11 protein-coding genes are annotated in these 13,955 nt (G+C 45.7%); 4 read left to right on the forward strand and 7 right to left on the reverse strand.

Annotated features, from left to right (window positions below; all coding sequences use genetic code 11):
- Nucleotides 1–25 precede the first annotated feature (25 nt).
- Nucleotides 26–451: a flavodoxin gene (locus tag CCC17_RS04345; RefSeq protein WP_118515241.1), complete on the reverse strand. Its 426-nt coding sequence runs from the start codon at nt 449–451 to the stop codon at nt 26–28.
- Nucleotides 452–481: 30 nt separating this feature from the next.
- Nucleotides 482–1,075 (reverse strand): DUF3793 family protein, encoded by a 594-nt coding sequence (locus CCC17_RS04350; protein WP_158293319.1) that lies wholly within the window; start codon nt 1,073–1,075, stop codon nt 482–484.
- 382 nt (nt 1,076–1,457) lie between these two features.
- Between CCC17_RS04350 and CCC17_RS04355 the strand changes: the two genes are divergently transcribed.
- Together CCC17_RS04355 and CCC17_RS04360 are read left to right on the forward strand one after the other, a co-directional pair.
- The gene (locus tag CCC17_RS04355) at nt 1,458–1,862 is read left to right on the forward strand and encodes a Fur family transcriptional regulator (protein WP_015526389.1); all 405 of its coding nucleotides are present in this window, start codon (nt 1,458–1,460) and stop codon (nt 1,860–1,862) included.
- Between the two features lie 107 nt (nt 1,863–1,969).
- Nucleotides 1,970–2,515, forward strand: a complete 546-nt coding sequence (locus tag CCC17_RS04360) for an NADH peroxidase (protein ID WP_119240844.1) — start codon at nt 1,970–1,972, stop codon at nt 2,513–2,515.
- 88 nt (nt 2,516–2,603) lie between these two features.
- Here CCC17_RS04360 and CCC17_RS04365 read toward each other — a convergent pair whose 3' ends face one another.
- Complete coding sequence (locus CCC17_RS04365; protein WP_118752642.1) at nt 2,604–3,170, reverse strand: HD domain-containing protein; 567 nt, start codon at nt 3,168–3,170, stop codon at nt 2,604–2,606.
- Between the two features lie 221 nt (nt 3,171–3,391).
- Here CCC17_RS04365 and CCC17_RS04370 point away from each other — a divergent pair, with 221 nt between their 5' ends.
- A complete protein-coding gene (locus CCC17_RS04370) occupies nt 3,392–3,886 on the forward strand; it encodes an HD domain-containing protein (RefSeq protein WP_287082573.1) in 495 nt (164 codons plus the stop codon).
- Between the two features lie 99 nt (nt 3,887–3,985).
- Here the strand turns inward: CCC17_RS04370 and CCC17_RS04375 are convergent, their stop codons facing one another.
- Nucleotides 3,986–6,448, reverse strand: a complete 2,463-nt coding sequence (locus CCC17_RS04375; protein ID WP_287082574.1) for a glycogen/starch/alpha-glucan phosphorylase — start codon at nt 6,446–6,448, stop codon at nt 3,986–3,988.
- A complete protein-coding gene (ileS, locus tag CCC17_RS04380; RefSeq protein WP_287082732.1) occupies nt 6,448–9,612 on the reverse strand; it encodes an isoleucine--tRNA ligase in 3,165 nt (1,054 codons plus the stop codon). Before ileS ends, CCC17_RS04375 begins: the two co-directional genes overlap by 1 nt.
- Nucleotides 9,613–10,403: 791 nt before the next feature.
- Here ileS and CCC17_RS04385 point away from each other — a divergent pair.
- Nucleotides 10,404–11,693, forward strand: coding sequence for a D-alanyl-D-alanine carboxypeptidase family protein (locus tag CCC17_RS04385; RefSeq protein ID WP_287082577.1), 1,290 nt, complete (start codon nt 10,404–10,406; stop codon nt 11,691–11,693).
- Here CCC17_RS04385 and CCC17_RS04390 read toward each other — a convergent pair.
- Both CCC17_RS04390 and CCC17_RS04395 read right to left on the reverse strand, forming a co-directional pair.
- The gene (locus CCC17_RS04390) at nt 11,670–12,626 is read right to left on the reverse strand and encodes a 3'-5' exonuclease (protein WP_287082578.1); all 957 of its coding nucleotides are present in this window, start codon (nt 12,624–12,626) and stop codon (nt 11,670–11,672) included. The two genes, CCC17_RS04385 and CCC17_RS04390, sit on opposite strands and share 24 nt — an antisense overlap.
- Nucleotides 12,627–12,696: 70 nt before the next feature.
- Nucleotides 12,697–13,659: a nucleoside hydrolase gene (locus tag CCC17_RS04395; protein WP_015526400.1), complete on the reverse strand. Its 963-nt coding sequence runs from the start codon at nt 13,657–13,659 to the stop codon at nt 12,697–12,699.
- Between the last annotated feature and the right edge of the window lie 296 nt (nt 13,660–13,955).

The following is a 13,955-nucleotide window of genomic DNA, read 5'->3' on the forward strand; positions in this document are numbered from 1 at the left end:
TTATTTATCTGAAATCTAACAAATCTTATGCGAGTTTTCCGCCAAGTTCACGGCAAGCTGCAAGTCCTTCATCATCAGGAGTGTTGTTTACAATGAGACCCTCATCCTCAACAAGCTCTGCGCCTGCGTCTTTTGCTCTGCCGCACCATGTTCTCATCCACTCTCCGTCGCCCCAGTCATAGGAACCGAAAAGTGCAACTTTTTTACCGGAAAGTTTACCTTCCAGATCAGAAAAGAACGGTTCAAACTCACCCTCCTCAAGCTCCTCATCCCCCATAGCCGGACAACCAAGAGCCAGAACATCAAAAGAAAGCGCTTTATCCACATCCGCATCAGCCACTTCCATAATCTCAACATCCGCACCGGCAGCCTTGGCACCTTCCTCAACAGCCTGCGCCATAGCCTCTGTGTTACCTGTAGAAGACCAGTAAATAATTCCTACCTTGCTCATCTCAAAAACCTCCTGTTTTTAAACTTTATATTATACGCACATCTGAGATGTACAGAGATGCCTCATACCAACAACCTGCAAAATCGAATACCCCGCACGGATCTGCGCCGCAGTAAACTCCCGGCACTTATCATAGCTGTCAAAAATCCTGCGAGCCTGCTCCACATTATCATAAACCTTCCAATAACCACACATCTTACAGCCACTGCCTCCGAATTTCCGGAAACCCTTCACGTCTTCAATGGGATAACCCAGGAAAAGTCCGATTTCATGAGGAAACTCCGTCTTATGAAAAAATCTCTCCTTCAAACGAGCGATCATCTCATCCAGAGAACCATCTATATTATACCCATCCTGGAGCAAAAGTTTCCTGGCTTCATCCTGCTTAAGATATTCCTGAAGCATATCCGGCCGGTACACCAGAAGAAGATAATGCTTCCTGCATCCACAGATGATCTCCATACGGATACCTTCCCGTTTAAGACTCTCCTCATAATCCGAAATGATCTCCGGCAGTTCCGGCATTTTTTCCTTGGAAAAGGAAACAAGATTCGCCGGTTTCATTCCCATTAATACAGGGGAACAATGATAACCCATGACAGATTCAAATTTTTCACAAGTCATTTGCATTCTCCTTTACACGTTAGTTAGATTTATCTAACTGTTGTAAATATACTACCATAGTTAGTCTGTGTCAACTTATTTTTTAAAAATTTTCAACACAAATCTTTATTGATAAAATCTCATCATTAAGGACACAATATTCCTTATAACAAACACTCTGTCAGACATCTGACTGCCAGTTCTCACCATTTAACCGAATCAGGTAAGTCCCCTGCATGGTTGCAAATATCCACTACACCTGCAGCGTAAAAATACTTATTTACATCCAGCTCATAAAATGAAAATATTTCAGGATAATCAGATCAAAACCTCTTGACAAACCTCCCTCTGTCATGTATTATAATATCAGTAATAATTACTATTACCGAAAGGAGAGGACATTATGGCAGCACTTAAATACAGCCGTCAGCGAGAATCCATCAAGGAATTTCTGAGATCCAGAACAGATCATCCAACGGCAGATACAGTATACGAGAATCTTCGACAGATCTACCCGAACATCAGCCTCGGAACTGTCTACCGTAATCTTTCTCTTCTCAGTGACATCGGTGAGATCCGGAAGCTGACCAATTTCGGAAGCGCGGATCGCTACGATGGAAGGGTCGCACCACACTCACATTTCATGTGTACCAGATGCAACCGGGTGATCGATATGCAGTCAGACAGCCTTAACGGAATTCTTGAACAGGCAGCTGCAGAATTTATCCACGGAAAAGTCTTTGACGTAGACGCAAGCTTCTATGGGATCTGCAAGGAATGCCTGAAAAAAGAAGAAAAACAAGCTTGACAAAATAAAGATCATATGATACTATAAAATAGTAATAATTACTATTATTAATTCAAAAGAAACAAAAATAAACAATATATTTCAAAAAAGAAAAGGAGATCATTACTATGGCTAAATGGGTATGTACAGTATGTGGATATGTTTATGAAGGCGAGCAGGCACCGGAAGCCTGTCCAGTATGTAAAGCACCAGCTTCTAAATTCCAGAAACAGGAAGGCGAGCTCTCATGGGCAGCTGAGCATGTTGTAGGCGTTGCTAAAGGCGTCAGCGAGGACATCCTTGCAGATCTGAGAGCTAACTTCGAGGGCGAGTGCTCTGAGGTTGGTATGTATCTTGCAATGGCTAGAGTAGCTCACAGAGAGGGATATCCGGAAGTTGGAATGTACTATGAGAAAGCAGCTTACGAGGAAGCAGAGCATGCAGCTAAATTCGCAGAGCTCCTTGGTGAGGTTGTAACAGACAGCACAGAAAAGAACCTTCAGATGCGTGTAGAGGCTGAGAACGGCGCTACAGCAGGTAAATTCGACCTTGCAAAACGTGCGAAAGCAGCTAACCTTGACGCAATCCATGACACAGTACATGAGATGGCTAAAGACGAAGCAAGACACGGCAAAGCATTCGCTGGACTGCTTAAGAGATACTTTGGTAAATAAGAAATCCGCATAAAATCGGAATTTTTACAAGAGGGAACCACGTAAAATGGTTCCCTCTTTTTTAATGTTTCTGATGGAGATGTGCAAATTAGTGTACAGATTTTTCAATCTTCCGCACACTATCTGCTCTTACCTGCTCCCGAAGCTCCGTCAGATAATCTGAGAATTTCACCTGTTCATTTCCGTAGGTCATCTGCAGGTTATATTCCAGTGGGATCCAGGTTTTGATGTCGGATTCATTGTGCTGGATCAGCGCTTCCAGTTTGTCCAAAGCTTTGTAGATTCTGGATTCCAGAGTCTGCTGTGCTTCCATTTCCTGATACAGTTCTGCCATCTCTTTATCAAATGGTTCCGGCAGAGTTTTCACCCATTCACCCAGCACATCGGCTTCTTTTTCTGAATCTTTTACTGTTTTTTCAAAAGCTGGGATATCCCCGGTAAAAGCTTCTCCCATATCATGGATCAGACACATTTTCATGATCTTCAGAAGATCTGCCTCCGGAAACTCGTCGCTGACAAAATATGCCATCAGAGAAATTCTCCAGGAATGCTCCGCAACACTCTCCCGCCTGCCTCCAGATGTATAGCAATGACGCACTGCATCTTTTAATCGTTCTGCAACAGAAAGTACTTCAATCAGTTTTTCTGGTTTCATATTCGTTCTCTCTCCTCCGTCTTTTCATAATATTTTCACTGACACCAATTCTGTTCATTACTATACCATATCTCCGGTCATGGAAAACAGATGAAAAACAGAAGATTCCATTCTGAAAAAATTTGTCTCAACTAATTTATAAAAAAAATATAAACTTTATTGCATTTTTCTCCATAATCGTCATAATGAAATTATAAACAAAAGAAAGAAGGTGATTGCCGATGGATATCACGGTGTCGGATGAGGTCTCACAGGAATATCATGAGCTTGTGAAGAACATCCTCTGTAACAGAGAGTTCCTGAAGCTGAGCCTGTACACCCACCACCAGTGGACCACACGGCTCATGCACAGTATCAATGTTTCTTACCTCTCCTGGTTCATTGCCAGGAAGCTGGGATGTGACGAGAAAGCCGCCGCAAGGGCAGGGCTTCTCCACGATTTCTGTCCCTATGACTTCAGGGCGGAGACACCAACCGGTGAGCATCAGGCGTTTTATCACCCGAAGGCTGCCGCAGACAACAGTGCCACACACTTTGATGTCACAGACAGAGAGCTGGATGCGATACTCTCACATATGTTCCCTCTGGGACCTCTTCCACGCAATAGGGAAGCCTGGATCATCAGCTTTGCCGATAAAGCCTGCGCCATCGCGGAAGGCTGCCATATCGCCATTGCACTGGCCAGGCGGAACCGGATCGTCATCAATCCGGCATAATTTCCACACAAAAAACAGGGCCGTCGCCACTTCTGACGCGCCCTGTTTTTGTGTGGAAATTTATTTTATGGTAATATTTTGCAGATTACTTTCTATATCTTAGTTCTCTTTCACAATAACCTTATCCAGATGCCAGATATCATCTACATACTCCTGGATAGTTCTGTCGGATGTGAACTTACCGCTGCATGCTGTATTGAGAAGTGCCATCTTAGCCCAGCGTTTCTCATCCTTATATGCTTCCTCAACACGCTTCTGTGCCTCTGCATAGGAACGGAAGTCGCCAAGGATGAAGTACTGGTCAGGTCTCGGCATGTTGCGTTTGTCGAGAAGTGAATTGTAGATATCACGGAACATCTCTGTATCGCTGGAGAAGGTTCCGTTGATCAGCTGCATCAGTACCTGACGGATCTCCGGATCTGTGTTGTAGATGAAGTCCGGATCGTAACCGCCGTTGTTCTCATAGTTGATGATCTGGTCGGAGCTCATACCGAAGATAAATGCATTCTCCTCGCCAACCTCCTGTACGATCTCAACGTTAGCACCATCCATGGTTCCAAGTGTCGGAGCACCGTTCAGCATGAATTTCATGTTACCTGTACCGGAAGCCTCTTTACTTGCTGTGGAGATCTGCTCGGAAACATCTGCTGCCGCAAAAATGATCTCAGCGTTGGATACACGGTAGTTCTCGATGAATACAACCTTCAGCTTGCCGTTGATGGAAGCATCATTGTTTACAACATCTGCCACACAGTTGATCAGCTTGATGATCTTCTTTGCACGTGCGTAAGCTGCGGAAGCTTTTGCACCAAAGATAAATGTTCTTGGATAGAAATCCATCTCCGGATGTGCCTTGATCTGGTTGTACAAATAGATCACATGCAGGATGTTAAGAAGCTGACGTTTGTACTCATGAAGTCTCTTAACCTGGATATCGAAGATAGAGTGCGGGTCAACCTCAACACCATTGTGCTCCAGGATATATTTTGCAAGACGCTCTTTGTTCTTGAACTTGATGGTCATGAACTCCTGAAGAGCCTTCTCATCGTCTGCGTAAACTTTAAGCTTGGAAAGCTGGGAAAGATCTGTGATCCAGTCCGGTCCAATCTTGTCTGTTACCCAGTCAGCCAGAAGCGGGTTTCCATGAGCAAGGAAACGTCTCTGTGTGATACCGTTTGTTTTGTTGTTGAACTTCTCAGGCATCATCTCATAGAAATCCCTCAGCTCCTGATTCTTGAGGATCTCGGTATGAAGGCGTGCAACACCGTTTACAGAGTATCCTGCAACGATCGCAAGGTGAGCCATCTTAACCTGTCCGTCATAGATGATCGCCATCTTCTTGATCTTCTCGAAGTTTCCAGGATATTTCTGCTGGATCTCAAGAATGAAACGACGGTTGATCTCCTCGATGATCTGGTATACACGCGGAAGCAGTCTGGAGAACAGCTCGATCGGCCATTTCTCAAGTGCCTCGGACATGATGGTGTGGTTGGTGTAAGCACAGCATTTTGTTGTGATATCCCATGCCTGATCCCAGCCAAGACCTTCCTCATCGATAAGAATACGCATCAGCTCTGCAACTGCAACTGTCGGATGAGTATCATTCATCTGGAATACAACCTTCTCATGAAGCTTGGTAATGTCGTCGTGTGTTTTTTTGTATTTGGCAATCGCTGCCTGAAGGCTGGCAGATACGAAGAAGTACTGCTGTTTCAGACGAAGCTCTTTACCTGCCATATGGTTATCATTCGGATAAAGTACCTCAACGATAGTACGTGCAAGGTTCTCCTGCTCTACTGCGTTGTGATAATCACCCTTGTCAAAAGAGTCAAGGTTGAAGTCTACGATCGGCTCTGCATCCCAGATACGAAGTGTGTTTACAACATCATTATTATAACCTGTAATCGGCATATCGTAAGGAACAGCCTTAACTGCCTGATATCCTTCATGAATGAATTTATTCTCGCTCTTCACCGGATCCCACTCAACGCGTACATATCCGCCGAAATGAACCTCTTTTGCATACTCCGGACGACGGAGCTCGAAAGGATAGCCGTTCTTCAGCCAGTTATCCGGTGCCTCTACCTGATAACCGTCACGGATCTCCTGCTTGAACATACCATAACGGTAACGGATTCCGCATCCGTATGCACAGTAGTTCAGAGTTGCAAGAGAATCCAGGAAGCATGCTGCCAGTCTTCCAAGTCCACCGTTTCCAAGAGCCGGATCCGGCTCCTGGTCTTCGATGCAGTTAATGTCAAGTCCAAGCTCCTCAAGAGCCTCCTTAACCTCGCCGTATGCACCAAGGTTGATCAGGTTGTTTCCAAGGGCACGGCCCATAAGGAACTCCATGGACATATAATATACGATCTTCGGGTCCTGTTTTTCATACGCCTTCTGGCTCTTGAGCCAGTTGTCAATGATCACGTCCTTCACAGTGTAGCTTACAGCCTGAAAGATCTGCTCCTGTGTAGCCTCTTCCAGTGTTTTTCGATAAAGGAATTTTACGTTTTCTTTTACACTTTTTTTGAATTCCTCTTTCTCAAACTGCTTGTCAATCATTAGTTTTCCTCCTGTACTTTGGATACTCCCAGTGTTACAGCCTCTTTGTTGATGTTCCACTCCTTGGTGTAACCCTCTGCTTCTCCCAGAATAATGTTTTCTGCCAGTACTTCACGTTTGATCTCATCCTGGTTTGCTTTCATGATATCCATGATCTTATCGTTATCTTTTGCATAGACGATGATCTTATCCATGACTTCGAAACCAGCCTCTTTACGCATGGTCTGAACCTTGCTGATGATCTCGCGGACAAAGCCCTCCTGGATCAGTTCAGGTGTAAGGTTTGTATCAAGGACAACGGATGTCTCACCGTCTGTCTCTGTCACATAGCCCTCGCTCTGGGCTGTTTCGATCAATAAGTCTTCCTCTGCAAGCTCGACTCTGTTTCCGTCAATGTCAAGAACGAGAACACCATTATCTCTCAGCTCTTTCATTGCTGCGGTTCCGTCGATCTCGGAGAGTGCGGTACGGATGCCGTTCAGAAGCTTGCCGTATTTCGGTCCTACTGTACGAAGCTGCGGCTTGAAGCTGTAGGAAATGAAGGACTCTACATCATCTGCGAATTTCACTTCTTTTACGTTAAGCTCATCTGCGATGATATCTGTGTAGAATTTATCCATAGCTTTCTCAGCCTTTACATACATGGTTCCGATCGGCTGACGGTTCTTGATGTTTGCGGTATTTCTGCATGCACGTCCGAGAACAACGATCTCAAGAAGCTCTTCCATGTTTGCCTCAAGATCCTTGTCGATCCATGCCTCGTTTACCTCCGGGTAATCGCAGAGATGGATACTCTCCGGAGCGTCTGCATCAATGCTTCTTACAAGGTTCTGGTAGATATCCTCAGTCATGAACGGGATCATCGGAGCTGCAGCCTTAGCAACTGTTACCAGTGCTGTGTAAAGTGTCATGTAAGCATTGATCTTATCCTGCTCCATGCCCTTTGCCCAGAAACGCTCACGGCTTCTTCTTACATACCAGTTACTCATATCGTCAACAAATTCCTGGAGTGCTCTTGCAGCCTCCGGAATCTTGTAGGAATCAAGATCCGCATCGACAGTCTTCACCATGGTATTCAGCTTGCTAAGCAGCCATTTATCCATAACCGGAAGCTTATCGTAATTTAAAGTATATTTAGTTGCATCAAAATTGTCAATGTTCGCATACAGTACGAAGAATGCGTAGGTGTTCCACAGAGTGCTCATGAACTTTCTCTGTCCCTCTACAACTGCCTTGCCGTGGAAACGGTTCGGAAGCCATGGAGCACTGTTGATGTAAAAATACCAGCGGATCGCATCTGCGCCGTATTTGTTCAGTGCGTCAAACGGATCTACGGCATTTCCCTTGGACTTACTCATCTTCTGTCCGTTCTCATCCTGTACATGTCCCAGAACGATTACATTCTTATACGGAGCCTTGTTGAAAAGCAGTGTGGACTCAGCAAGAAGGGAGTAGAACCATCCTCTTGTCTGGTCAACAGCCTCGGAGATGAAGTCTGCCGGGAACTGCTGCTCGAACAGGTCTTTATTCTCAAATGGATAATGATGCTGTGCAAAAGGCATTGCTCCGGAATCGAACCAGCAGTCGATTACCTCCGGTACACGGTGCATGGTCTTGCCGCAATCCGGACACTTCATGGTGATATCATCAATGTATGGACGATGAAGCTCGATGGTCTTCGCACGCTCGTCACCACTCTTCTCATAGAGATCCTGGCGGCTTCCTACGGATTCCATATGTCCGCACTCACACTGCCAGATATTCAGTGGTGTTCCCCAGTAACGGTTTCTGGAAATACCCCAGTCCTGAACGTTCTCAAGCCAGTCACCGAAACGTCCCTTACCGATGCTCTCCGGAATCCAGTTGATAGTATTGTTGTTACGGATCAGATCATCCTTTACTGCAGTCATCTTGATGAACCAGGACTCACGTGCATAGTAGATAAGCGGTGTGTCACATCTCCAGCAGTGCGGATAATCATGCTCGAATTTCGGTGCATCAAAAAGCTTGCCCTCTTTGTCAAGGTCTGTGAGAACCATCGGGTCCGCTTTCTTTACGAATACACCTGCGTATGGTGTCTCTTTGGTCATGTTACCCTGTCCGTCTACGAACTGTACGAACGGAAGGTCATACTCACGTCCGACACGGCTGTCATCCTCACCAAATGCAGGTGCGATATGAACGATACCGGTACCATCGCTCATGGTAACGTAGCTGTCGCAGGTTACGAAGTGAGCTTTTTTGTGCTGTTTTGCTGCTGCCTCTCCTGCACATGCAAAAAGCGGCTCGTATTCTTTATGCTCAAGGTCTGTTCCTTTGTATTTCTCAAGAATCTCATATGCAGGCTCGTCATCCTTTGCAAGCTTGCCGAGAACTTTGTCCAGAAGCGCCTCTGCCATGTAGTAGGTATAGCCGTCTGCAGCTTTTACCTTGCAGTAGATCTCATCCGGGTTTACACAAAGTGCAACGTTGGATGGAAGTGTCCATGGTGTTGTTGTCCATGCCAGGAAGTATGCGTCCTCACCAACAACCTTGAAACGTACGATCGCAGAGCGCTCTTTAACAGTCTTGTAGCCCTGAGAAACCTCCTGTGCGGAAAGCGGAGTTCCACAGCGTGGGCAATAAGGAACGATCTTAAAGCCTTTATAAAGAAGACCTTTTTCCCAGATCTCTTTCAGCGCCCACCACTCGGACTCGATGAAATTGTTGTCATATGTTACATACGGATGCTCCATGTCAGCCCAGAAACCAACGGTAGAGGAGAAATCCTCCCACATTCCCTTGTATTTCCATACGCTCTCCTTACACTGCTGAATGAACGGCTCCATTCCGTACTCCTCAATCTGCTCCTTGCCGTCAAGGCCAAGCTTCTTCTCAACCTCAAGCTCAACCGGAAGTCCGTGAGTATCCCATCCTGCTTTTCTCGGAACCATGTACCCCTTCATTGTACGGTATCTCGGAATCATATCCTTGATAACTCGTGTCAGAACGTGTCCGATATGTGGCTTACCATTTGCGGTAGGCGGTCCGTCATAGAATGTGTATGTCTCGCCCTCTTTACGGCTGTCCATACTCTTTTCAAAAATCTTGTTGTCTTTCCAGAATTTCTCGACTTCTTTTTCACGGTCAACAAAATTCAGATTCGTGTCAACTTTACGATACACAATATTTACCTCCTGTGTCTGATTACTGGCTGCTGCCTCATCTGTAAGGCCACAGCGGATTGTTTCTTCACAGATACCTGTTCGTGCCAATGCTTCGGGCACTTATAAAAAAAGACCCCATCCTGTAAAAGGACGAAGTCTGATTCGCTGTACCACCTGTTACATTATACGGGCCTGTGTCCGGATCCTTGCGTCTTCTGCTGTGTTCTTATGCTCTGTGTTATGGCGCGGGCTGTTGTTCCATGTCTGTTCATGGCGGACAATTCTTTGTATCTGCCGATATATGTTCCCTGTAACGGAGGAAATCCGTCAGTTCTTACTTAATGATCATCTGTATATCAGATATTCTTCCGGCTGCTGCCGGACAACTTCGGAACTGAAGCTCAGGAGTGATATTCCGCCATATTTACTCGTCCCAGGCTCCCACCATCCCCAGTTCGCTGCAAGCTTTCCATATGGCCTACTGTCTCCATCACAGCTTTTTCTATATACGCTGTCTATTATAGGTTGGGGAAAATCCATATGTCAAGTGTTTTCATGGATTTTTCTTATTATATGTATGTTCACTTCTTCTTAATGGAATTTTCACAGACTGCAAGTAGTTTTTCCGGGAGGAAAGTGGTATACTACTACAGAATCTTGAGGGCCAAAATACAGCGTTTCATTAATACAATGCTATAATTAATGAAATACTGCACCTCATCACAAAACGGGCAAGATTTTTTCGGTTACTGATCCTCAAATGAATAATAACCTTCTCGCCCGGATTTATCACTGAAAGGTATCTTGTTATGAAAAATATGAAAAAACGATCCTTGTGCCGGATCTTTGCAGGCATTCTCGGCATAGGGATCCTGCTCACAGGCGCAGCTCCCTGCGCGGCGGCTGCCTATGGATACGATGAATATGGTGATCCTATCGTCACTGCCACACCGGTTCCTGATGGTCAGGCAGCAGCAGTCACGCCTGCTCACTCCAGCTATTATTCACAGGCTGCCGACACCGATTCCATTGACGGGTGGCCCAAAGGTCCCGGCATCGAAGCACAGGCTGCAGTCCTTATGGATGTAAATACAGAAGCCGTTCTTTATTCCAAAAATGCGGACACACAGCTCTACCCTGCCAGCATCACGAAGATCCTGACTACACTGCTTGCCTGCGAAAATCTGAACGCTAAGACAAACATTACCGTATCTGAAAAAGCTTCCACCAGTGTAACTGCCGGAGATTCCAGTATTTATGCTGCTCCCGGTGAAAAATTCACCAGGGATCAGGCCCTGATGGCTGTCATGCTCCAGTCCGCTAATGAAATGTCTGTCGCCGTTGCGGAAGAAGTTTCCGGCTCTGTAAAGAAATTCGCAGAACTCATGAACTGGCGCGCCAAGCTTTTTGGCTGCAAGAACACACACTTTAACAATCCCAACGGTCTTCCGGATGAGAATCATTACACCACAGCCTCCGACATGGCAAAAATCGCCAAATCCGCCTGGCTGAATCCTCTTTTCCGGCGATACTGCACCAAACGTTATTACGAGATCCCGCCTACCAATAAATTTGCGGAAGCCCGCCAGCTGCTCAATCATCACAAGATGATGAAAAACGGCGAATATTATTATGAAGGCGTCCGTGGCGGAAAAACAGGTTACACGGATGCATCCGGCAACACACTTGTCACCTACTGCAAACGAGGAAATATAACGCTGGTAGCCGTGATCCTGAATTCTACTTCCGCGGCAAATGCTTACAGCGATACCGCTTCTCTTTTTAATTATGGTTTTGAAAATTTTGAAAAGGTGGATATGAAGGTGTCCATGGAGCCAGTCCCGTTTAAGGTACTCCCTTGTGACAAATATATCCTTAAGAATAACGGAAACACCTATCCGTTTTATTATCAGACAAAGGTTTATGTGACTCTTCCAAAAGGTATCAAAAAATCACAGCTTAACAAACGCCAGGCCGTTCTTCAGAATGCTGTCGGCCCACTGCGTCTGAAAAGCAAATATTATTATAAGAAACAAATGGTCGGATGGGGAATGCAATACGAACGAAACATCGTATCAGATCTTCTCCTGGCTTCGTAACATTTTCCTGCGGCGGAGAGATTCGTGCTTTTCACGGATCTCATCCGCCGCTTCTGTATCTTCTGCTCTCAGGGTCTTCACCCCGAAATATTTTCCCTCATCGGTTTTTCGAATCCGGATCTTTCCGGCAACAGGTCCATGCTCATGGCAAAGGGCAAGGCTGTAATATACCTTGGAATTGTTGGTACTGAACCAACGGATCTTCCTCTTGGCAGGGCATCTGCAAATGGGACACATGGTACTTACCATGGTACGGTCCTTCATCAGACGCTCCTTTGATACAAATTCCCTGGACACAAACTTGTCATGGTCTGTATAGGAAATATAGATCTCGCTGTCTCTGGATTTTGGATTCTGATATACATCCAGGGACGGATGGCGGATCATACAGGCTTCATCGATCTCCAGGAGTATCCTGGCAGTATAGCTGGCGTCTGCCAGGGCCCGGTGAAAATCCCGGTTTTTGGGAAGCCGCAGGTAGTCTGTAGCATATTCCAGGGAACGCCTGGATATTCCATCCTCGAATTTTATGCTGAAAAGTTTCTGCACATCGTAGTAATGCACCGGTCCTGGCATCAGCTTCAAAAGATTATAGTATTTCATATTGCGCTGAAGTTCCATCACATCCTGGTCTCCCCAGGTAAAAAAGCGATACTCCTCCCCGCACCATTCCAGAAATCTGCGGATCGCCCTTGGAAAAGGGATGCCTTTTTCCAGTTCATGATAATCCACGTGGATCACTTCATGGATACTGTCGTGGATCCAGTGGTACACTTTGGGCTTGATCAGGCACTGAAAGGTATCAACGATCTCTCTTTTTTCATTTAATTTTACTGCCCCGATCTCTATGATCTCAAACGGGAGCCGACTATCCGGATGTCTTCTTCCATCCGGATTCTGGTTCCATTCCAGGTCAAATACAATATAGTTCATGGGTTTTCTATCCTCTTATCTGACTGCTCAGCTGCTTCATAAATGCAGCTGTTTCCGGATCGTTGTCCGGCTATTTCATATTTTTGCATTCGGACACAGAATAAATCGCTTCAAACAGCTCCTGCTGGAAGCTTTCTGTATCTGCATCTGTCAGAATCATATCTTTCATTTCGTCTTCTTCGTGTAGCCACCAGCGGAAATCGCATAATGTGGCACCCCGTCCGGCACCATCTGAACAATCCACATCCAGGAATACTTTTTCTGTTTTAAAGAACTCCGGATGGATGAGATACATAAACGGTACAGCAGCATGGATACTTGCCACGCAGCGATATTTGGAAAAATTTTCAAGTACGTAGCCAGCCATATCTCCACAGGCTCTGGCTGCCGGATCACCGGACTGGCACAGCTTCATGATCTGGTTTCTGGTGAGATTACATTTCAGGGTAGCATCCAGTCCACACATGATCAGTGGGATTCCGGAATCGAATACGATCTTTGCCGCCTCCGGATCTGCGTAGATGTTGAATTCCGCTGCCGGTGTGATGTTTCCGCCTTTTGCTGCGCCGCCTGTAAAAACAATTTTTCTGATCTTATTCTTTATTTCAGGAAAAACCTTCAACAGAAGTGCAAGATTAGTCATTGGTGCAGTTTCGATCATTACTACCTGCTCGCCCTCCGGAATGGCATTCAGAATGTCACGGATAAAAAGCACTGCATTGTCAGAAGCAGCCTCTGATTTTGCTTCCGGCAGTACGCAATGACCAAGCCCTGTCTCTCCGTGAAATTCTTCCGCATAAATTGCCGCTTTCACAAGAGGACGGTCCTGGCCTCCTGCCACCGGAACCTTCAGTCCGTAAAAATCCACCAGCTCCAGTGCATTTTGGGTCACTCTTTCTATCCTGGTACTTCCTGCAGATGTCGTCACTGCAAGCAGCTCCAGTTCATCCTGATGTGCTGCCGCATATGCCAGTGCGATCCCGTCATCGATTCCGGGATCACAGTCCATGATAACCTTGATCTTATCTCCCATATATTCACCTCTGTAAAAACTCTTTCCCCAATTTTATAGTATTGCCGAATTTCCGCTGTTTACCTGTTCCAAGTATAACAGAGTGAGGAAAGAGTGTAAAGTTAATCAGAATTCGTTACTGTTCACTCCGTTCTCAGCAACACGCTTCGCGGAATATTACCAGTAAACAATAATCAAAATTCACCTCTGTACTTCAGGCTGAAACGTAAAGAACCCCTCTGCCAGGCATTGGCAGAGGGGTGGAAAAAAGGGGGTTATATTCATTTATATAAACAAATGCAATGTGCAATTTGGAG

The sequence above is a fragment of the Blautia sp. LMAG:36 genome (assembly GCF_008680535.1).
Classification (GTDB): Bacteria; Bacillota; Clostridia; order Lachnospirales; family Lachnospiraceae; genus Blautia_A; species Blautia_A fusiformis.

Coding starts and splice junctions, on each gene's coding strand:
- CCC17_RS04360 (WP_119240844.1), top strand. CDS start 1,970: ATGGCTAAATGGGTATGTACAGTATGTGGATATGTTTATGAAGGCGAG.
- CCC17_RS04350 (WP_158293319.1), bottom strand. CDS start 1,075: ATGACTTGTGAAAAATTTGAATCTGTCATGGGTTATCATTGTTCCCCT.
- CCC17_RS04395 (WP_015526400.1), bottom strand. CDS start 13,659: ATGGGAGATAAGATCAAGGTTATCATGGACTGTGATCCCGGAATCGAT.
- CCC17_RS04355 (WP_015526389.1), top strand. CDS start 1,458: ATGGCAGCACTTAAATACAGCCGTCAGCGAGAATCCATCAAGGAATTT.
- CCC17_RS04385 (WP_287082577.1), top strand. CDS start 10,404: ATGAAAAATATGAAAAAACGATCCTTGTGCCGGATCTTTGCAGGCATT.
- CCC17_RS04375 (WP_287082574.1), bottom strand. CDS start 6,448: ATGATTGACAAGCAGTTTGAGAAAGAGGAATTCAAAAAAAGTGTAAAA.
- CCC17_RS04390 (WP_287082578.1), bottom strand. CDS start 12,626: ATGAACTATATTGTATTTGACCTGGAATGGAACCAGAATCCGGATGGA.
- CCC17_RS04370 (WP_287082573.1), top strand. CDS start 3,392: ATGGATATCACGGTGTCGGATGAGGTCTCACAGGAATATCATGAGCTT.
- CCC17_RS04365 (WP_118752642.1), bottom strand. CDS start 3,170: ATGAAACCAGAAAAACTGATTGAAGTACTTTCTGTTGCAGAACGATTA.
- CCC17_RS04345 (WP_118515241.1), bottom strand. CDS start 451: ATGAGCAAGGTAGGAATTATTTACTGGTCTTCTACAGGTAACACAGAG.